This is a genomic window from Ensifer sp. 4252 (assembly GCF_050434565.1).
GTDB lineage: Bacteria > Pseudomonadota > Alphaproteobacteria > Rhizobiales > Rhizobiaceae > Ensifer.
In genome coordinates this window covers 74272-92680 of sequence record NZ_JBNDIU010000008.1, presented here as the reverse complement: position 1 = coordinate 92680, position 18409 = coordinate 74272, and the positions used below count along the sequence as shown (strand labels likewise).

Annotated in this window: 18 protein-coding genes and 2 pseudogenes; 8 read left to right on the top strand and 12 right to left on the bottom strand. The window is 59.3% G+C overall.

What is annotated here, in order from left to right; genetic code table 11:
• Window positions 1-314: 314 nt before the first annotated feature.
• Window positions 315-582: pseudogene (locus ABIE33_RS17180) on the bottom strand (YMGG-like glycine zipper-containing protein).
• A 415-nt stretch (window positions 583-997) separates the two neighbouring features.
• Window positions 998-1801, bottom strand: coding sequence for a L,D-transpeptidase (locus ABIE33_RS17175; protein WP_429127123.1), 804 nt, complete (start codon window positions 1799-1801; stop codon window positions 998-1000).
• Between the two features lie 414 nt (window positions 1802-2215).
• On the opposite strand from ABIE33_RS17175, the gene ABIE33_RS17170 reads away from it, so the two are divergent.
• The gene (locus ABIE33_RS17170; RefSeq protein ID WP_429127120.1) at window positions 2216-2986 is read left to right on the top strand and encodes an SDR family NAD(P)-dependent oxidoreductase; all 771 of its coding nucleotides are present in this window, start codon (window positions 2216-2218) and stop codon (window positions 2984-2986) included.
• A gap of 225 nt (window positions 2987-3211) precedes the next feature.
• A complete protein-coding gene (locus tag ABIE33_RS17165; RefSeq protein ID WP_429127117.1) occupies window positions 3212-5101 on the top strand; it encodes an adenylate/guanylate cyclase domain-containing protein in 1890 nt (629 codons plus the stop codon).
• A 160-nt stretch (window positions 5102-5261) separates the two neighbouring features.
• On the opposite strand, the gene ABIE33_RS17160 is transcribed toward ABIE33_RS17165, so the two are convergent.
• The 3 genes from ABIE33_RS17160 to ABIE33_RS17150 all read right to left on the bottom strand — a co-directional run bounded on the left by ABIE33_RS17160 (window position 5262) and on the right by ABIE33_RS17150 (window position 6189).
• The gene (locus tag ABIE33_RS17160) at window positions 5262-5462 is read right to left on the bottom strand and encodes a helix-turn-helix domain-containing protein (protein ID WP_429127468.1); all 201 of its coding nucleotides are present in this window, start codon (window positions 5460-5462) and stop codon (window positions 5262-5264) included.
• 181 nt (window positions 5463-5643) lie between these two features.
• Window positions 5644-5880 carry a hypothetical protein gene (locus ABIE33_RS17155; protein WP_429127114.1) on the bottom strand — a complete coding sequence of 79 codons (237 nt, stop codon included), beginning with the start codon at window positions 5878-5880 and terminating at the stop codon, window positions 5644-5646.
• Window positions 5881-5901: 21 nt separating this feature from the next.
• Window positions 5902-6189: a hypothetical protein gene (locus ABIE33_RS17150; RefSeq protein WP_429127113.1), complete on the bottom strand. Its 288-nt coding sequence runs from the start codon at window positions 6187-6189 to the stop codon at window positions 5902-5904.
• 389 nt (window positions 6190-6578) lie between these two features.
• On the opposite strand from ABIE33_RS17150, the gene ABIE33_RS17145 reads away from it, so the two are divergent.
• The 3 genes from ABIE33_RS17145 to ABIE33_RS17135 all read left to right on the top strand — a co-directional run bounded on the left by ABIE33_RS17145 (window position 6579) and on the right by ABIE33_RS17135 (window position 9393).
• The gene (locus tag ABIE33_RS17145; protein ID WP_429127110.1) at window positions 6579-6812 is read left to right on the top strand and encodes a hypothetical protein; all 234 of its coding nucleotides are present in this window, start codon (window positions 6579-6581) and stop codon (window positions 6810-6812) included.
• A 517-nt stretch (window positions 6813-7329) separates the two neighbouring features.
• Window positions 7330-7701: a COG4315 family predicted lipoprotein gene (locus tag ABIE33_RS17140; protein WP_429127107.1), complete on the top strand. Its 372-nt coding sequence runs from the start codon at window positions 7330-7332 to the stop codon at window positions 7699-7701.
• Between the two features lie 579 nt (window positions 7702-8280).
• On the top strand, window positions 8281-9393 hold the full coding sequence (locus ABIE33_RS17135; protein WP_429127106.1) for an AI-2E family transporter: 1113 nt from the start codon (window positions 8281-8283) through the stop codon (window positions 9391-9393).
• A 116-nt stretch (window positions 9394-9509) separates the two neighbouring features.
• On the opposite strand, the gene ABIE33_RS17130 is transcribed toward ABIE33_RS17135, so the two are convergent.
• The 7 genes and pseudogenes from ABIE33_RS17130 to ABIE33_RS17100 form a co-directional block, all read right to left on the bottom strand.
• The gene (locus ABIE33_RS17130) at window positions 9510-9818 is read right to left on the bottom strand and encodes a hypothetical protein (RefSeq protein ID WP_429127104.1); all 309 of its coding nucleotides are present in this window, start codon (window positions 9816-9818) and stop codon (window positions 9510-9512) included.
• A gap of 243 nt (window positions 9819-10061) precedes the next feature.
• Window positions 10062-10565: a ferritin-like domain-containing protein gene (locus ABIE33_RS17125; protein WP_429127102.1), complete on the bottom strand. Its 504-nt coding sequence runs from the start codon at window positions 10563-10565 to the stop codon at window positions 10062-10064.
• A gap of 534 nt (window positions 10566-11099) precedes the next feature.
• Entirely contained in the window at window positions 11100-11417 is a 318-nt protein-coding gene (locus ABIE33_RS17120) for a hypothetical protein (protein ID WP_429127100.1), read from the bottom strand.
• Between the two features lie 129 nt (window positions 11418-11546).
• Window positions 11547-11759 (bottom strand): hypothetical protein, encoded by a 213-nt coding sequence (locus ABIE33_RS17115; RefSeq protein ID WP_429127098.1) that lies wholly within the window; start codon window positions 11757-11759, stop codon window positions 11547-11549.
• A 214-nt stretch (window positions 11760-11973) separates the two neighbouring features.
• Entirely contained in the window at window positions 11974-12156 is a 183-nt protein-coding gene (locus tag ABIE33_RS17110; protein WP_429127096.1) for a hypothetical protein, read from the bottom strand.
• On the bottom strand, window positions 12140-13231 hold the full coding sequence (locus ABIE33_RS17105) for an NAD(P)-binding domain-containing protein (RefSeq protein WP_429127094.1): 1092 nt from the start codon (window positions 13229-13231) through the stop codon (window positions 12140-12142). The genes ABIE33_RS17110 and ABIE33_RS17105 overlap by 17 nt, the downstream gene beginning before the upstream one ends.
• A 154-nt stretch (window positions 13232-13385) precedes the next feature.
• Window positions 13386-13951: pseudogene (locus tag ABIE33_RS17100) on the bottom strand (IS66 family transposase); the annotation flags it as partial.
• Between the two features lie 234 nt (window positions 13952-14185).
• On the opposite strand from ABIE33_RS17100, the gene ABIE33_RS17095 reads away from it, so the two are divergent.
• Genes ABIE33_RS17095 through ABIE33_RS17085 form a run of 3 tightly spaced genes read left to right on the top strand, consistent with a single transcriptional unit; the run spans window position 14186 to window position 18316 of the window.
• Complete coding sequence (locus ABIE33_RS17095; RefSeq protein WP_429127092.1) at window positions 14186-14842, top strand: ABC transporter ATP-binding protein; 657 nt, start codon at window positions 14186-14188, stop codon at window positions 14840-14842.
• Window positions 14842-17253: an FtsX-like permease family protein gene (locus ABIE33_RS17090; RefSeq protein ID WP_429127090.1), complete on the top strand. Its 2412-nt coding sequence runs from the start codon at window positions 14842-14844 to the stop codon at window positions 17251-17253. Before ABIE33_RS17095 ends, ABIE33_RS17090 begins: the two co-directional genes overlap by 1 nt.
• Window positions 17243-18316 (top strand): lipocalin-like domain-containing protein, encoded by a 1074-nt coding sequence (locus ABIE33_RS17085; protein ID WP_429127087.1) that lies wholly within the window; start codon window positions 17243-17245, stop codon window positions 18314-18316. Before ABIE33_RS17090 ends, ABIE33_RS17085 begins: the two co-directional genes overlap by 11 nt.
• Window positions 18317-18409 lie beyond the last annotated feature (93 nt).

The following is an 18409-nucleotide window of genomic DNA, read 5'->3' as shown; positions in this document are numbered from 1 at the left end:
TAGGCGTTGAGAATTGCTCTCGAGACCGTCAGGCCTAGCGGCGGCCGATGTCAGCGCAGCTTATTGGCTCAGATGTTCCGGTTCTAAGCCTGGGTGCGTGATTGAGCTCTGGGTCAAAAGCAAACGTCGAACTGACGTCGTTTGGCGTTGCCGCGTCTTTCAAGGGGGCGTCTTGATTGACGTCGTCACGATGTTCTTGGCGCTCATTCGTCTGAATGCCTACGGAAACCCGAGCGAAGCGACCCGTTGCTTCGGTCTCCCAACCGGTACCCTAACTACCATCGCCTGGCTTCAGCGGCACGAACCGGGTGTTTTTACTGGCACCGTGCAACAATAAATGTGCCGTCCGGTTGTCTATATCGGCAGTTTCCACGATTTTCCGGCGCGGTTGTTGCGGTCCCGACCGCCCCACCGACCAGCGCGCCGCCGGCCGCACCGACGAGCGTGCTCGTTGTGTTCCCACCAATTACCTGCCCGGCGACGGCACCTGTTCCGGCGCCTAAGGCCGCGCTGGTTCTGTTGTTGGGTTGCGCAGCCGACAGCTATCGCGGCCACAGTCGCAAGTGTGAGAGGGAATACCATGCTTCGAATCATCGCATTTCTCCTTGGCGAGAGTGGCCAATGTTTGCAACATCGAGCTTAGAGTCGGGCGGGGGCGACAGTCGCTGCCAGCCCCCATCTTCAATCCAGGCACAGCGCCGACAGCCATGCCGGCACGAGCGAAAGGATAGCTCCTGCTCAGCATTATCACGATCCCGTTTCACGCGGATGCGCAAGATTAGGGACGTCTGCGCAGAGGAGAACGCTGAACAATTCTGTGTATCTCTCGTTTTTTACATGCGAGCTTGTTGAAAGCCTACGCCAGATTCCATGCCGTTGGAGAATCTGTCGCCAATATCGTGCTGAGATTAAGTGGAAAATAGCGCGTAATACTCAGAATTTCCAGAGACAATCGATGGTCTAGTGCAAAAGCTACTCGCTCCGCGCGAAGCGCCTTTTACGCCACCACAATCGGGACTTTGGTCGGCGACGCCTTGACCCGGTTGTAGAGGTCGATGACGTCCTGGTTGATCATGCGCACGCAACCGGAAGAGGCCTGAGTGCCGATGGTCCACCATTCGGGTGAGCCGTGCACGCGATAGCCAGTGTCGTGGCCGTCCTTGTAGATATAGTGTGCGCGGGCGCCGAGCGGGTTGTCGAGGCCACCCGGCTGGCCGCCCGTCCATTTCACCAGCTCCGGCTTGCGCGCGATCATCTCTTTGGGTGGCGTCCAGGTCGGCCATTCCTTGGTGTACTGGATCTCCGCGCGACCGTTCCATTCGAAGCCGGCCTTGCCGATGCCGACGCCGTAACGGATCGCTTCGCCGCCTTCCTGCACCCAATAGAGATGCCGCTCGTTGAGCCGCACCACGATCGTGCCCGGCGCCTCGCCGGTCGGGTCGACAACGATCTGACGACGGAATTCCGGCCTGACCTTCTGGAATGGGATTGCCGGGATCACGATGCCGTTGTCGGTCAGCGAGGCATACATCGTGCTATTGGCGGTAATGTTGCTGTCGACGCTGATCGGTGGGATCGGGCGGATCGAACCGGTCGGCATGTGGTCAACGCCCACAGGCGGCATACCACCCGACGGCTCGATTGGTCCCAGCGACGGGAGTTCGAGCGTCGGCGAGCAGCCGGAGGCGCCAAGCAGGGTCATGACACCGAGGCCCGAAAGGACGGTGCGGCGGGAGACGACGTAGCCGGACTCCGGGATGATAGCGCCGGAGGGCAGCGTCTGATCTTGCGGCTTACGCATGCACTCTTTACCCCAAACGAACGGTCGGCATCATACCCACCGGATGGGCGAATTTTCACAATGCATGGTTAAGAAAGCGTGAAATCATTATCGGCCGTCCCCAGCCGCTTCCCATTTGCAAGTGCAGGCCCTGTGGCAGACTCCATCTCGAGGGCTCGAGCGGCTGGATGGTATAACCCACCTGTTCGTCGCAGCCGCTACATTTTGGGTCCTGCGGCAGCAGTTCTGTGCTCCAATGATTCCAGAGCGAGCAGCATGGGTCCGTGGTTAGGTTCTCTTCAAGAGCAGAGATTCTATGGTCGGCTTCCGGCCCATTGCGGGCGTGGTCAAGGGATGCTCCGCAACATGCGTTGACAGTCTGGCATCCGCATGCCGACGCTGCCATGAATGAGCTTTATCAAGGGAGGTATCATAATGCAGAAGAATGCGCCGGATTTCAGCCTTGACGGCAAAGTGACGTTCGTGACGGGAGCGAGCCGTGGCATCGGTCGTGCTTGCGCAATTGCCTGTGCCGCAGCAGGGTCCGATATCGTCCTGGGAGTCCGCGACATCGCGGCGTCGGCTGGCCTGGTTAGCGAACTCGAGAGCGCCGGAGGCAAAGTCCTCCCGGTTGAGCTGGACATTCCCAATAAGGCCCATATCGCACAAGCAGTGGATGCGGCCCTTACAACGTTCGGTCGGATCGACGTCCTCATCAACAACGTCGGAGTTGCTCCGGGCAATCTCGCGGAACTCGTTGAGGAAAAGGACCTTGACCAGATACTCGATGTCAACATCAAGGGCACCTTTCTGATGACGCAGGCAATAGGTCGGCATATGATCCAGCGTAAAGAGGGCCGGATCATCAACATAAGTTCGCAGGCCGGTACAGTGGCACTGCGCGGCGAGGCGATCTATTGCATGAGCAAGGCGGCGATTAATCACCTGACGCGCTGCCTTGCAGCCGAGTGGGCGCGCCACAACGTCACGGTAAATACCGTATCGCCGACCTTCATCCACACCGATGGCACCGCACCTTTCCTATCCAATCCCGACAATCGCCAAGCGACGCTCGGTCACATTCCACTCGGCCGGATCGGTGAAACCGACGATGTAGTGGGTGCTGTGGTCTTCCTTGCGTCACCGGCTGCGAGCCTAATCACCGGCGCGAACCTGCTGGTGGACGGTGGATGGTCCGTCGCCTGAGGCGGGGGAGTGGGGCTGCGTTCGACGACGGTCCTCACATTGCAAGCGACTTGCGGGAGGCACACGAATAATTGGGCTCACATGGGGCATTCCACGCCGAGGGACTGCCGGCGGCGTTCAGTCGTAGTGTTGGATGAAACGCGGGTTCCCCTGAAGCGCTGTTGAGGTCGGCCGTTTTATTTAAGTGCGACCAGTCCTATAATGCGGTGAGGTTGGGCCGAACCAATGGACCGCAAGCTTTCCACCATCCTCGCTGCTGATGTCGTGGGCTATTCCGCGCTGATGGAGCGCGACGAGGCTGGCACATTCGAGCGCCTTCGTGCGGGACGCAAGGAACTGTTTGAGCCGGAGATTGCTCGCCATCACGGCCAGATTTTCAAGCTTATGGGCGACGGGATGCTCGCCGAATTTGGCAGCGTGGTGGACGCCGTGGAATGCGCCGTCTCGCTGCAGCGCGGGCTGGCGGAACGGAATGCCGCCGTTCCCGAGGACCAGCGGATCCGGGTCAGGATCGGGATCAATCTCGGCGAGATGATCGTTGAGGGCGAGGACCGGTATGGCGAGGGCGTCAATGTCGCGGCCAGGCTTCAGCAGCTGGCAGACCCGGGCGGCATCTGTGTTTCGGGAAAGGTCGCCAGGGAGGTTGAGAAGAAGCTGGCTTTCGGCTTCGAGCCGATGGGCGAGCAGAAAATGAAGAATATCGCCGAACCGGTGCAGGCCTTCCGCATCATCCTTGAGGGACAAGCCCCACGCCAACCAGCGCGGTCATCGCCTCCGCGCTGGGTTTGGGCAGCAGCAACCGTGCCAGTCCTTGTTCTGGTTTTGGCCGGGCTGGTCTGGCAATTCTGGCCGACTGCGACAGTAAGCGGAAAACCTTCGGTAGCGGTGCTGCCGTTCGACAACTATGGCGGAAACGAGGCGACCGGACGCCTCGCCGATGGCCTCACTGAAGACATAATCACCGACCTGGCGGGGTTCCCTGAATTCCAGGTGATCGCCCGTAACTCGACTGACCAATACCGGGGCAAACCAGCCGTGCCAAGTGAAGTGGGTAAGGCGCTTGGCGCAGGATTTGTGGTCGAGGGTTCCGTCCAGCGTCAGTCTGACCGCGTAAGAATTACGGCGCAGCTCATCGACGCCAAAACGGGCAAGCATCTTTGGTCGCAGCGCTGGGACCGGCCGGACGAGGACTTGTTCGCAATCCAGATCGAAATTTCCGAGCAGATTTCGAACCGCCTCGGTGGCGGTGCTGGTTTGGTCCAGGAGGCGGGCCGCATCACCGCCCACCGAAAGCCGCCCGAGAATCTCAATGCCTACGAACTTTATCTGCTCGGCACCGAAAAACTCGAGCAAGTCAATCAGGCGGATGTCGAGGAGGCCGTCAGGCTGCTCACCCGCGCGGTCGAACTGGACCCCGGCCTTGCCCGCGCCTGGGTCGAACTTAGTCATTCCCATGGTGTCTTGATAGGTTTTGGGGTTGAACCCGACAAGAACCGGGCTCTCTCTGCCGAAGCTGCCGAGCGCGCCGTCCAGCTCGACCCGAGCGATGCCGAGGCGCACGCTGCTTATGCCATGATTTTAGGTGACAGAGGCGAATTCGAACGCGCCAAGGCAGAGTTCGATACAGCACTGCGCCTCGCTCCCGGTCAATTCGAAGTTCTGACTTTCTATATCGATTGGGCCTCGACCTTCGGCGAGCCTGAGCGCATCGCGGAACTGGTCGACAAGGCGGTCAGTCTCAACCCCGGTTTCCCGATGTGGAGTGCCAGGATTTTCACTCATGCCTACTTCATGGCTGGCCGGCATGAAGATGCCCTGCGGATGCTGGACCGCTTGACGCCGGAAAACTATGGAAGGAAACACTGGGTAATGCGTTCTGGCGCGCTTGCGGCTCTTGGCCGAACTGAAGAGGCGAAGGTCACAGTAACGGACGCACTCAGGCGGTTTCCCAATTTGACCGTCGAGGGATTTGTCAATATTCCCGGATTCAACGAAGCGGAGCGCCAGCGGTTGATCGAAACCATGCGGCTCGTCGGCTTTCCTGATTGCGCCAAGGCGGAAGAGCTCGCGAAGATAATGAAGCCGCAGCGCCTGCCAGAGTGTGCTTCGCCGTAATCGCGTTGAATGGCGGCCACGGAGGACACACGTCTCGAAGGCTCCGAGACGCGACCCGCGTTTCACTGACCACAAAAACCCAGATGTGGCGCTCGCCGCTCGTTCCAGTCGACGAGACGTATGGCAGGAAACCACCCAAAGCAGACCGCCGCCCGTCTCGCTACCTCGGTTTTCTGCCAGCCTTCATCGGGTCTGGGCAAGGGGCGGACTCCGGGCGATCGACGAATAGATCTGAGATGTCGACGTTCAATGCGGTAACAAGTCGATCCAGCAGGTCAACAAGGGTTGTACTCCCCCGCTCGATACCGCTGATCGCGGTTCTGTCCACATTCGCGTCAACCGCCAGATGCTCCTGCGTGATCTTCGGCTCGCTCAGGTTCTTCTCGATCGCGCATGAGCGCCATCATCGATATCGCGCGGGTCGTTGGTGAGGGCCGGCAGATGAGGGAGGAGGTGCCGGACCGTTACGTTCGGCGCGTGTCCTCGATTGATGGCTGCTATCGCGTCGGTGCTTCGCGACCGTGTTCAAAAGCCTTTTAGCCTCAAGTCTCGTCCAGCGTGTTGAGAACGTCGAGCGCCTGGTGAGCATTCTGACGATTGAGGCCAATCATTTTCCACGCGCCAACCTGGGCAGGCTTACCGCTGAAGACGTGGTAGATCGTCCAGGATCCATCGACTTCTACGCGGCGGCCGAACTGATATCGCCCGAGGACATCGTGGGGTGCGCGGCCCTCGTTTCTCCAGCGTATTATGGTGCGCGCATGCTCTTGGTGGACCATCGTCATTCTCCAGTTCTTGCTTCAAGCGTGCGGGTGGGAGGCGGGGATGTTCTCGCCGCCATCCAGCTTGATGATGCGGTCGAGTTCTTCTGGTTCGATCGCAAGCAGGCGCATTCGATACTGATTTTCGATCGTAGCCGGCACTTTGATGAACGTTGCAACGCGACGATAGGCAAGTCTGGAAAGTCCTTCGATAAGGATTTCATCTTCGTCGACGTCGTAGTCACCGGCCGCGAATATCTCGTCGGTGTCGGGTAAACGAAACGGACGATTGAAGTGAATGGAACGATGGTTGGTTCGATCAAACATGATGTCTCCTTTTGACGCCGGCTTGTGCGCGGCGGCGCGCTCACTCGAGCGTTATGCTTTGGCGAGGCCAGAGTCGGAGAACAGACGTCACTAGAGAGATCTGCTTCGGTACGAAAAGCTGGCCGCAAGCACTGAAATCGAGCTTGCCAGTCTGTCGAGAATTTAGGGGATTGGGGCGGTTCGAAGTTCTGATTCCGCGAAAGCCACATCGGCCAAATCAACTTGCCTCTACCATAGCGCGTCGACTGGGTTTTTATTGAGGCGGTCGTGCCTGTTCACCGAATTGAACTGTTATATTCGTCCGGGCGGTGGCAGGCGTCGGGTGGTCGCGTTCGCCGCGCCGAGGTCGTCGCATCCGCAAGGTGTCTCAAAAAGCGAGGGGTGAGCCATTGATTGATTCAAAGCCAGATATCTTGGATGTGGCCCTAGCTGATTTGATCAGCGATCAAATTGAGAAACGTCATGCAACCGAGCTTCGAGCCGTGCTCTCAACGGGTAACGAGATCACCATGCATGGGACGTTCACCATCGGCCGTGACTTCATCATTTACAGAACCGCTAGAGATGATAACGGCAGGTGGGCGATGACGCCTTTCTCCCACATCGTGCAACTGATCGTTTGACGCGGCGGTTCCCCCGCGTTTGCAAGCAAGATCTGTGATACACTTGCGTCTGTTGCCATGCGGCGACCGGATACCTGAAACTGCTCCCGAACCGCACGGACCGCGAGGCCACAAGGAAGGCTCTCGCGCGTCTCCTTGCCAGAAATGTTCGACCTGACAACGGCGACGAATGCTGCCACCCGCATTCACAGCGCTCCAACTATGGAGGAAGGCGCCATGTCAAAACGTCTCGTTTTCTCTCTCCTTATCGTCACTATGAGTATTCTGCTGGTCTGGGCATTTAGGCCCGCAACGATCATGTTTACAGGATCCGCGCAGACAACACAGTCCGGTTCCCTGACCCAGTGACCTTATAAAACGCTGCGGGTCTACAGTGCGTCCGGTTTGTCAGTATCTGCCACTCATGCAGTGCACTTCGAGACGGTGCGTCATGGAACCGCCACCGAAGCTACGCGTTTCTGTGCGTTAGACTTCGGGCACTACCGGCATTCCGCCGGCATCCCGATGGGAAAAAATCATGAAAACCGTTCTAATCGCATTGGGCGTAGCCGCCGCTACGTCATGGTCGGCCTTTGCCGCTGAACCGGCCAAGATGGTCGACACGAAGGTGGGCAAGGTCATGACCACGGAAAAGGGCATGACCCTCTACACGTTCGACAAGGATACGAAGGGCCAGTCCAATTGCGACGCCGATTGCCTGAAGAAGTGGCCGGCGTTCCACGCCGCAGCGAAATCGAAGGCGGAAGGCGAATGGTCGTTGGTCAAGGATACGGCCGGCAAGGAGATGTGGGCCTACGATGGCAAGCCGCTTTACACCTATGCCGAAGACAAGAAGGCTGGAGACGTCAAGGGTGACGGCGTCAACGGTGTCTGGCGCCGCGCCAAATAGCCCATTCAACCGATGCGGGGCGGCTTTCTGGCCGCCCTATACTCGGGCTGGAACGAAGCCACATCTGGCGCGTTACATTACGTTGGAGTACAGCAAAAAATAGCATCGTCCATCATCGTGATTGACGATCAGCAGGGTACTCCTAGGAGACCCAAATGGATATCACCACACTACTCATCATAGTTCTGATCGTTCTCGTGCTCAGCGGTGGCTGGTACGGTCGCGGGCGCTGGTATTGAACATTCGTCAATGGGCGGACACTCGCCCATGCCCTTCTTGGACTGATCGGGTTTTCCCGCGGAGGTCCTCGAAGGGAGCGACCCAATTTTGCGCGGTGCGGGTTCTCGAGAACACCTCACTGCGACCACTCAAATCTCCTAGCTTCGAAGCGGCAACGAGTTTGCGGTGCTCGTCGGCGCATGCCGATAGTGCACTCGCGTTGCCGACACAGGTTCGCCGTTTGCGCGTGCGCTGGCGCTCGACTTGACTAGCCACACCCACTCGCGCTGAGCGTTCGCGGAGAACGGCGAGTGGATATGGCTGTGGCGAAGGTGTCAGGGAAAAGAGGCGGATGGAGCAATGTCAGATCTTCGCAGATGGATAGGACCTGTTCTCGGTATCGGTGCGCTTGCACTGTTGGTTGTCGCTTGCGCCCTGGTTCTTTGGCCCTTCATGTCCGCGATCTTGTGGGCTGCGGTAATCTGTTTCTCGACATGGCCGCTCTATCGCCAATGCGAACGTGCGGTCGGGGGATACCGCGCAGCTGCCGCCGCAATAATGACGATGCTGGTTGTCCTTGTTTTGGCCGCACCACTTGCTTTCCTGGTGACGACGCTTGCCGACGACATAAGAAATCTGGCCGAGGGAATTGCGCACGTCTTGGAGGAGGGACCTTCGGCGCCACCCAACTGGGTTAGGGGCCTGCCGCTCATTGGCGAAGGCGTGGCGGCCTACTGGGAAAACCTTGCTCATGACGCCCCGGCGTTCATCGTCGAACTCAAGAAACTGACTGGTCCCGTCACCGATATTGCTCTTGCAGGCGGAGCCGCCCTCGGCGGCGTGCTCCTTGAACTCGCGCTCAGCATTTTCATCACGTTCTTTTTGTTCCTGCATGGTCGCCGCATGATCGGCTTCATGCGCCAGATCAGTGAGCGCGTTGCCGGTCCCCGGGCCAAAAGATTGCTGACGGTCATCGGTATGACCGTGAAGGGTGTCGTCTACGGGATGATCGGAACCGCACTTGCGCAGGGCCTGCTGGCCGGCATCGGTTTCTGGATCGTCGGGGTGCCTCAGGCCCTGCTGTTGGGCAGCCTGACATTCGCGCTGTCATTCGTGCCGGGAGGCCCGCCCTTCGTCTGGGGACCAGTTGCACTCTGGTTGCTCTTTCAAGGTTCCATTGGGTGGGCAATCTTCGTCGCCATCTGGGGCCTGCTTCTGGTCAGCAGCATTGACAATTTTCTTCGCCCCTACCTGCTCAACCAAAACAGCAACCTCCCGGTGTTGCTGAGCTTGTTCGGGCTCGTGGGTGGTGTACTGGCCTTTGGGCTGATCGGACTTTTTCTTGGGCCCACCTTGTTGGCTGTCGCATACCATTTGTTTCTCGAGTGGGTCGCAACCGAACTCGAAGAGCGGACGCAATCGGCGTCGCATTGCGTCGTGCCGGAGAACATCGGAGCGGCCCCAAAGGGCTGAGTTGCCAACTCAGTGCGTCAGTTTGAAAGATAAAATCGATGGCCTCGACGCCCCGCTTGACGTTGCCGAGTTTCACACCCCCGGATGCATGTCGCGAGAATTGGTGCTCGATCCGATCAATGGATTGTTTCGGGTGCCGGGGAGCGATCAAACGCCATGCCGCCACCTTCGTTCTCCCACCGGTCCAAATCTTCAGACGAAAAAGGCGAGGAGAGCATCTCTATCTGGCTTATCAAAATGGTGACGAGCGCTGCCTCCGAGTGGATGCCGCCCTGAAATGCCGCGATCAGAAATCGAGTTGCCGTCCGTCTTTTCGCTCGGTGCCAGGCGCTTCTGACGTTGAACAGCCCGGCGGTGTCGAGCACCCGCTTCAACATCTCGATATTGAGGGGAATGGGAGTATGGGAAGCTACGTTGGAAGACATTTGGTCCTCCTTTGGTTGGGGGCATATCCGCAGGAAGCCGTGGCTTAGGGCCTGCTCGAAACTTTGCCTGACACCACTGTGGTCTCCTTCCCTACAAATGCAATCGATAACCGCGAGATTAGACCCCTGCGTCAGTGTAGCGCCGTGGAGCGCTCGAGATATAACCCACGATCATATCCGCTTCTCGTGCGCGCTGGCCGAGGCCGCAGTCGCCTTTGCCCGGCTCGATAGGCGATGTTGGCGTTAGGCCGCTTTTTCTGCAGTCTGATTTACGCCCTTCGTGGCGATCGCGGTCAGAGCAATGTCTGTCGCCTGCTCTTCGTCGAGCGTCGTCTGAAGAAGCTTGGCGGCATCTTTCATGCCCAGCTCCAGCGCCCAGGTGCGTAAAGTGCCATAGCGTGACATTTCGTAGTGTTCGACCGCCTGTGCGGCGGCAAGCAATCCGGCGTCGAGCGCGGGCGAGCCTTCATACTCGTCCATGACCGAGGCGCCTTCTTTGATGATGCCCATGATCGCGTCACATGTCTTCTTTTCAGGCTTTTTGCCGATGATCTTGAAGACCTGCTCGAGCCGCTCGACATGGACCTTTGTCTCAGCGAGATGCTTGATGAACGCATCCTTGAGCGGCTTGCTCTTGGCGGCATCGCGCATCTTCGGCAGCGTGTCGACGATCTTGCTTTCGGCGAAATAGACGTCCTTCAATGTGTCGTGAAAAAGCACGTCCAATGTTTTGATTTCCTTGGCCATGATGGCTCCTGTGGTTAGAGGGGTCTGCCATGCTCCAGGCGACGCGCCTGGCCGTGCTGGCTGCCCATGAGGGGCGGCCAGGTATATGAGGTCGGATAGTTGGCGGACGGCGCTAGCTGCGTGGGGTTAGACGGCTAGCGAGCGCCTCGATCGTGAGGAGCACCCGTTGTGGGTATTTGGCCGGGATCGCGGCCCTCACGCGTTCTTGCTGTTCGGGTATCGACGATTGAGTGGCTCTTCGGCTTGGACGGAATCCGTCGCGTCTCGTGCCATAGGGCACATTCGAGAAGGGACCCTTCATCGGTGTTGCCGAACCGGAACTCGTCCATGATGAACCTGGCCAGACGATCGGCCTGTATGCCGCGCTCCTGGATCCGTGTTTTCAAGCAGGTGGCTTCAAAGACCCTCCGGACCACTGCAAGGTCCTGGGGGCTGAGGTGGTGACCTGTCAGGCTGGGCAGTGTGTGCATGGAATTCTCCCGTTTGGACGAAAGGAAGCGCTGACGGCCGATCGGTTGACATTCCTAGTGGCGGTCAGCCTGTTGACCGGGCGGAGACGCTTGAAACAGCGCCGCCTTCGTCATCCCATCGGTCTATCGCCTCGGCTTTCGTCTGCTGAGGCGTCTGGTGTTCTCCGCTTGAGGCATCGCCACGCTCGACAAGGGCGGTAGCAAGCATCTCATTCGTGTTGATGCCGTTTTCGAGCGCAGTTAACAGGAAGCGTGCGGCGGCAATCCGCCCACTTGGATCTGCCTTGGCTGTCGTTCCGTAGAAACCCGCAGCGGTAAGTACCTCGACCAATAGGGTGAGGTCGTCGGCATCAAGATAGTGTTCTGGATGGCTGGAAGACATGATGTCCTCCTTTGGTTGGGGCACAGGCACACAAAGACCCGTTCGCGACAGCGCCCGCTTCAATCGCTGTCGACGAAACACCCTGCGCGCAATATCACGCTGAGGCAACAGCCTGCTGGCAGGCGGCAGTCATAACTGCGTTATCGACCAGTGGTGTGTCACTGCCATCGCTCGTGCATTCATCGCATTGGCAAGATCGAGCCTGCGGGGGCCAGCTTTTGCAAAGATCTCGCGCGCGGCAAGTGGTGCCAAACGATAGGCCTGGATGAATTCTTCCAGGTCGTAGACTGCGTCCCAACCGCGAAGCAGAGCCTCTTTTTCATACTTGACATGCCTGGTCATTGAAACGCTCCCGCGTGTCGGATCTCGGCGCAAAAACGGCCATTTGTCAGGCGGCGGAGGAAGCGTCAGACGAGTATGTGTGCTGACTAAACGGCCTGGGGCGCACATAGTTCCCAAATAGGGAGTCTGTATCGGACCTGATGTTGTGACCGCCTGTGCAGCCCCCAACGTATTCGGCCCGCGGCAAGGAGCTTCTCGACTATGCCAAAGGCGGTCACGAATGCCCTACGATGTGTTCGACAAGGCGAGGTGCTTCCTTGGCGATCGCCAATATTATGCCTGACTTGCGTGTGGAGGCGAAATCCAGTCCGGCGAAGTAGAGGCCCGGCAGAACGCCTACGCCATCCGTGTGAACGGGCTGTCCGGCAGCGTCGAGCGCATCAGGAAGTCCGGACATAGCTGAAATCGCCCTTGAAGCCTGTGCACCACACAACGCTCGTGATGCCGAACCGGGAAAGATCGAGCAAACCGATGGCGGGATCCGGCTGACGCCACGCGACCGTCTCCGCAAGGTCGGGCTCCGAAACGGGTGCGTCGATTCCGGTTCGGCCGATATAGTCGTCGATATGGCATTTGACCTTGTCGGAGGCTTCATCGCCAAAGCGAATATTTGCTTCGACATCGTCGGCGAACGAGAGGCGACCGCCATCCGCAACGCCGGTCAATCGCCCGAGAAGCACAATACCTTGGGCGCCGAGCGCCTGAAGGCTTATCGTGTGCTGCGACCCGAGCACACCACGCGGCGGGATGCGTCCCGCAAGCCGAATGACCTCCTCCCGCCGCACGTCGAGAAATCCGCTTTCCTCGGGCCAGATCATGACGTCGCGCCCCCGATAACGCCGTGGGAGCCGCCCGACACGACTGGTCGCGAGGAAGACCGTCCGGCCCGCTTCCGCCAGTTCCTCCGCGATCTGGGCGCCTGATTGACCGCTTCCGACCACCAACACCGCTCCGCCGGGTAGATCGGCAGCGCTGCGATAGCCGGATGCGTCGATCTGGTAAATGTCAGACGGCAACGCATCCGACGAGATCGGGCGCACAGGACAATTCAGGTTGCCGCTTGCGACGATCACGTTGCGCGCTCGAAGCGTGCCGTGCGAGGTGGTCAGCCGATAGACGCCATTCTCCTGCGCGAGTTCTCTCACCGCAGTATCCGTTTCGATCGGCAGCCCATTTCTCCCGGCGAAGTCCTCAAGGAGAGCGACGAACTGGTCGCGCATGAGGACGCCATACGGATCCTGACCCTCATAGCGGTCGCCGGGCATGACGGTCTGCACGTTGGGCGTATTCATACGAAAGCAAGCCCACCGCTGCGTGCGCCAGGTCTCGCCTATGCGACCCCGCTCCAGGACGCTATGGCGCAGGCCCCTTCGTGCCAGCCAATAGCTGACGCCGAGGCCCGCCCAGCCGGCGCCGACGACGACAGCGTCGAGAACATCGGCACTACCATTCATTTGCCGCGGTGATCGCATGATCGGCATCCCCCAGCCATCCCCGCGCGGCATTAAGCCGTGTTCATGGCAATGAGTCCAGCGTCGCTGATCTCCGTCCGACAGGCGGATACAGCCGTTCTCCAACTGACGCTACATGCCCGCACGGGGGCTGAATGCCGTCTTTATGTACGGGTTACTCCGCCGGATAGTTCCACGGTAGGAGTTCCTCAATCCGGCTCTGCTTGTGGCCTTCGACGATGGCGGTGAGCGTGCTGGTCAGATAAGCCAGCGGATCGACAGCATTGAGTTTGCAGTACGCGAGGCGATTGTAGCCTAGTTCACAGCTCCCGCGTCATGCCCTGCAAAGTGCGTTCTTTCGATTCAGGGCAGTCGGCCTGATGTTGCGCTCCACGCAGTTGTTATCGATCTCGATGCGGCCGCCGGTCAGAAAGAGGCACAGGCCGCCCGGTATTTTGCGGTGTAGGCAAGAGCCTCACCAAGCGGAGGCTTGGCCGTGACACGGGCAAGGTGATGGGCGAGCCAGGTATGGATGCCTGCGATCAGCGGCGCTGACCTTTCCTTCCTTCCAGCAAGGCGAGCTTCCCGTTCAAGGCCCCGCAATTCGGCCTCGATCCGATACAGTTCGCCGATCCGCTTCACGCCTTCCTCTGCAATCGGCGCGGGACCGGTGCGGGTGATCTCCGTCAGCTTGCGACGAGCGTGTGCCCAGCAATAGGCGAGCCGAATGTCCGTGCCAATGCATGACGTTGCCGATGTTGAGGCTGGCGATCAGCGTCCAAACGAGGCCTGCATGACTTGTGAGCAATTGCCGGCCGGGACTGATGCCGTAAGAGGGCGCGGCCATGCAATAGCTGTCCAGAGATATCAAGGAGCGAAACGCGTGTTTTTGACAGGGTTTCTGCGCGACACGGGTTCCAAACCCAGGAGGTTCTCCTACATATTCTGAGGTCCTTATCGATTGATCCGAGCCCTATGCTCCTCTCTTTGGAAAATGTCAGAAAATCCTACGCCACAGCCGAGGGACGCCTCGAAATCCTCAAGGGTATCGATCTGGATCTCGACGCCGGTGAGAGCGTCGCGCTGACCGGAGAGTCCGGGAGCGGTAAGAGCACCTTGCTCCACCTTGCGGGCGGTCTTGACCAACCCGATGCCGGGCAGATCCTGTCAGCCGGTCGAAACATCGCCGATCTCGATGATCGTGGGAGGGCCGCATATCGGCGCTCAGCGGTCGGACTGGTATTCCAGCATTTCAATTTGATTCCGTCACTCGACGTTGCTGCAAACATCTCATTTCACGCAAAGCTTGCCGGCCGGCACGATCCGGTGTGGGAGCGACAACTTGTGGAGAGGCTGGGCATCGACGCCCTACTGGCACGCTATCCCGAGCAGCTTTCAGGAGGCCAGCAGCAGCGCGTGGCAATCGGCAGGACGCTGGCGGCGCGACCACCGCTGGTTCTTGCCGACGAACCGACCGGTAATCTCGACGAAGCGAGCGCTGATGCCGTGCTCGGCATCATGCTGTCGCTAACGAAAAGTGCGGGGGCAGCCCTTCTGGTGGTGACGCATTCTTCAAGGCTGGCACAGATGCTCGACCGTACCGTCCGCCTCTCTGGGGGCAAGATTGCCTGATGCTCTGGACCGCGGCAACGGCTCTTTTCTCGCATTGGCACCGCCGGCCTCTTCAATTTGTAACGCTTGTCCTGGGCCTTTCGCTTGCGACTGCGCTGTGGTCGGGCGTCCAGGCAATCAATGCCGAAGCGCGGGCGAGCTACGCCCGGGCCGCTTCAATCCTTGATCAAAATGAACGAACACAACTCGTGCCGCGCGAAGGCAACTCCATCCCTCACAGCACATATGTCAAATTGAGGCGGGCGGGCTGGAATGTCTCGCCCGTGGTCGAGGGCGATCATCGCTTCGACAACATACGCGTCCGTCTTATCGGGATTGAGCCGCTGACGATGCCGATGGGGAACTTAAGATTGGGGGTCAAGGATTCCAGTGATCTCGCCGCCTTCTTGTCGGATCCAGGCGTGCTTGTCGTGTCAAAAGTCACTGCGCTCAAACTTAAAGGGCGCACTGACATGCAACTCAGTATCTCGCCGGATATGCCGGATGAGGCCGCATTTGTCGATATCGGCATCGCAGAACGCATGCTTGAAAGACGCGGCGAAGTGAGCCGGCTTGTCATCGCGCCTGAACAACGAGCTGGACTGCCAGCGCTGGATACGCTCGCCCCGGGGCTAGCAATCGCGACGCCGGGCGACCCGCCCGATGTCGCGCAACTCACCGACAGCTTCCATCTGAATTTGACGGCTTTTGGTTTCCTCGCCTTTGCTGTTGGATTTTTTATCGTCTACGCGACGATCGGGCTCGCCTTCGAGCAGCGCCGTGCAACCTTCCGAACCTTGCGGTCGCTCGGCCTCTCCCTGTCTTCGCTGATCCTCTTGCTCATGACGGAGCTTCTGCTGCTCGCGGCTCTTGCCGGGTTCGTCGGTGTGGTGATGGGGTATTTCGTCGCCTCCTTTCTGCTGCCGGGAGTGGCGGCGACCCTGCAGGGCCTGTACGGAGCAAACGTGCCAGGCACACTCTCCATCCGGCCCGAGTGGTGGGCAACTGGTCTCGGACTAGCGCTTGCAGGAACCATTGTCTCGTCGGGCCAGAGCCTATGGCGGGTCGGCAGCATGCCGTTGCTGGCATCGGCGCAACCGCGCGCCTGGGCGCGTGCGGCCTCAACCGGCATCCGGCTGCAACTCGCTGCCGGTCTGCTCCTGTTGATCACGTCAGGGGCCTTGGTCACGTTTGGAGAGGGGCTGGTGGTTGGGTTTGCGGTTCTGGGCTGTCTGCTGTTGGGAGCAGCGCTGATGCTGCCGAGCATGTTGTCCGCATGTCTTGCGTTTATGCAGAGGCGTTCGTCGCGGATCCTGGTCACCTGGTTCTGGGCCGATACGCGGCAACAACTGCCGGGGCTCAGCCTCGCTCTGATGGCACTGCTCCTTGCATTGGCTACGAATGTCGGTGTCAGCACAATGGTTTCCAGCTTCCGCCTGACCTTCACGGGCTGGCTCGATCAGCGGCTCGCCGCCGAACTTTATGTGACGGCCCGGGATGAAGACGAAGCGTCGAGGCTGCGGGCATGGCTGCCAACCTATTCGACGTCGGTGCTTCCCATCTGGAGTGTGGATAGCGAGGTGCTCGGGCAAAGACTGCAAATATTTGGTGCCGCGGCGGACGATACGACGTATCGCGACCACTGGCCGCTCTTGTTAGGCACCGCCGATGTCTGGGACCGTGTCGCGGCGGGACAGGGCGCACTCGTCAACGAACAGCTCTGGCGTAGGAATGGGCTTAACATTGGAGATAGCTTAGCTTTGCCGCACGGATGGGCGCTTCCGGTCGTCGGGGTTTATTCCGACTACGGCAATCCGAAAGGGCAGGTCATCGTCGGTGTCGATGCGCTGACTGCGCATTTTCCAGATGTTCCGAAGCTGCGGTACGGCGTGCGCATCAACCCAGATGACGCCCCGGCACTAAAGGAGCGGCTTACGACCCAATTCGGCTTGCCACCGAAAAACGTCGTCGATCAGTTCTCCTTGAAGAGGCAATCGCAAGCAGTCTTCGACCAGACATTTGCCGTAACCGGCGCGCTGAATATCTTTACTCTCGGCATTGCGGGGTTTGCGATGTTCTCAAGCCTGCTTACGCTGTCGGGTATCAGATTACCTCAACTCGCCCCGATGTGGGCGATGGGTATCAGGCGTCGCGATCTTGCTCTGCTCGAATTATTGCGTACCCTTTCGCTGTGGCTTGCGACCTTCGTTGTCGCCGTTCCCGTCGGCCTAGCGCTTGCATGGGTACTGTTGTCGATTGTGAATGTGGAGGCTTTCGGCTGGCGATTGCCAATGCGGATGTTTCCGATGGATTGGCTGGTCCTCGGGCTGGTGGCGCTCATTGCGGCTGTCGTGTCGGCCTTCTTTCCGCTCCGGCATCTGGCAGCGACCCGTCCGTCGGATTTGCTGAGGGTGTTTGCCAATGAACGTTAGGAGAGTGTTGACTGCTCTACTTTTAATCGCGTTGGCGCTATTCTTGCCAGCTGCCGCGATCCCCCAAGGTTTTGCGGGGCTGGGCTCGACTGCTGAGGGCTTTGCCATTCCTCAACCGGGCAGGCAATTCCGGTTCCCCGCAGATCACGGTCCCCATCCCGATTTCCGAATCGAGTGGTGGTACGTCACGGCAAACCTTCAGAGCGAAAACGGAACGCTGTTTGGAGTTCAATGGACACTTTTCCGTTCTGCCGTTGCACCCAAGACGGAGAGCGGGTGGTCCGATCCTCAGATCTGGATGGGTCATGCCGCTATCACCACGAAGGACCGGCATCTTGTCGCTGAAAAACTTTCCCGCGGAGGGGTCGGTCAAGCCGGTGTGGTCTCCGAGCCATTTTCTGGCTGGATCGACGACTGGGAAATGAAGAGCCTCTCAAAGGTCGGAGCCGACCAACTCGACAAGGTGAGCCTGCGCGCGAACGGGAGGGATTTCGGCTATACGCTCGAACTCTCAGCCCACGGTCCTCTCGTGCTGCAGGGAGACAAGGGCTATTCGGTAAAATCGGCAGAGGGGCAGGCGAGCTATTATTATTCGCAGCCGTTCTACAACGCGTCCGGTTCTCTCGACATTGCCGGCGAGATCGTCCGCGTCAAAGGCAAGGCGTGGCTCGACCGGGAATGGTCCTCTCAGCCCCTGGCCGAGGACCAGACGGGATGGGAGTGGTTTTCCCTTCACCTCGATTCTGGCGAAAAGGTGATGGCATTCCGGCTACGCGACCGGAGCGGTGGCTTCACATCGGCGAACTGGATTGCGCGAGATGGGAAGCCTACGCCCTTGTCGCCCGGATCGCTGAAGATAACCGCCATCCGCACGGCCCGCGTTGGAAACCGGGACATCCCCGTGGCATGGCGTGTCCAGATACCCGGCAGCGAGTTCGACGTGTCCACCAGCCCATTGAATGACCGGGCCTGGATGGAAACCACCACGCCTTACTGGGAAGGTCCGATCTCCTTTGCTGGAAGTGCCACAGGACGGGGATACCTTGAAATGACCGGATACTAACGGCGCCAGCCGCCGCGCGAAGGCGATGTGCCTGAAGCGCAGCGCTTGCGAATGCTTGATGATTGCTGACCTTGCCGCACGACTTAATGGTGA

Bases quoted from the DNA above. Each gene is read 5' to 3' on its own strand.
- ABIE33_RS17175 (WP_429127123.1), bottom strand. From the start codon at position 1,801: ATGCGTAAGCCGCAAGATCAGACGCTGCCCTCCGGCGCTATCATCCCG.
- ABIE33_RS17170 (WP_429127120.1), top strand. From the start codon at position 2,216: ATGCAGAAGAATGCGCCGGATTTCAGCCTTGACGGCAAAGTGACGTTC.
- ABIE33_RS17165 (WP_429127117.1), top strand. From the start codon at position 3,212: ATGGACCGCAAGCTTTCCACCATCCTCGCTGCTGATGTCGTGGGCTAT.
- ABIE33_RS17155 (WP_429127114.1), bottom strand. From the start codon at position 5,880: ATGGTCCACCAAGAGCATGCGCGCACCATAATACGCTGGAGAAACGAG.
- ABIE33_RS17150 (WP_429127113.1), bottom strand. From the start codon at position 6,189: ATGTTTGATCGAACCAACCATCGTTCCATTCACTTCAATCGTCCGTTT.
- ABIE33_RS17140 (WP_429127107.1), top strand. From the start codon at position 7,330: ATGAAAACCGTTCTAATCGCATTGGGCGTAGCCGCCGCTACGTCATGG.
- ABIE33_RS17135 (WP_429127106.1), top strand. From the start codon at position 8,281: ATGTCAGATCTTCGCAGATGGATAGGACCTGTTCTCGGTATCGGTGCG.
- ABIE33_RS17130 (WP_429127104.1), bottom strand. From the start codon at position 9,818: ATGTCTTCCAACGTAGCTTCCCATACTCCCATTCCCCTCAATATCGAG.
- ABIE33_RS17125 (WP_429127102.1), bottom strand. From the start codon at position 10,565: ATGGCCAAGGAAATCAAAACATTGGACGTGCTTTTTCACGACACATTG.
- ABIE33_RS17120 (WP_429127100.1), bottom strand. From the start codon at position 11,417: ATGTCTTCCAGCCATCCAGAACACTATCTTGATGCCGACGACCTCACC.
- ABIE33_RS17115 (WP_429127098.1), bottom strand. From the start codon at position 11,759: ATGACCAGGCATGTCAAGTATGAAAAAGAGGCTCTGCTTCGCGGTTGG.
- ABIE33_RS17110 (WP_429127096.1), bottom strand. From the start codon at position 12,156: ATGTCCGGACTTCCTGATGCGCTCGACGCTGCCGGACAGCCCGTTCAC.
- ABIE33_RS17105 (WP_429127094.1), bottom strand. From the start codon at position 13,231: ATGCGATCACCGCGGCAAATGAATGGTAGTGCCGATGTTCTCGACGCT.
- ABIE33_RS17095 (WP_429127092.1), top strand. From the start codon at position 14,186: ATGCTCCTCTCTTTGGAAAATGTCAGAAAATCCTACGCCACAGCCGAG.
- ABIE33_RS17090 (WP_429127090.1), top strand. From the start codon at position 14,842: ATGCTCTGGACCGCGGCAACGGCTCTTTTCTCGCATTGGCACCGCCGG.
- ABIE33_RS17085 (WP_429127087.1), top strand. From the start codon at position 17,243: ATGAACGTTAGGAGAGTGTTGACTGCTCTACTTTTAATCGCGTTGGCG.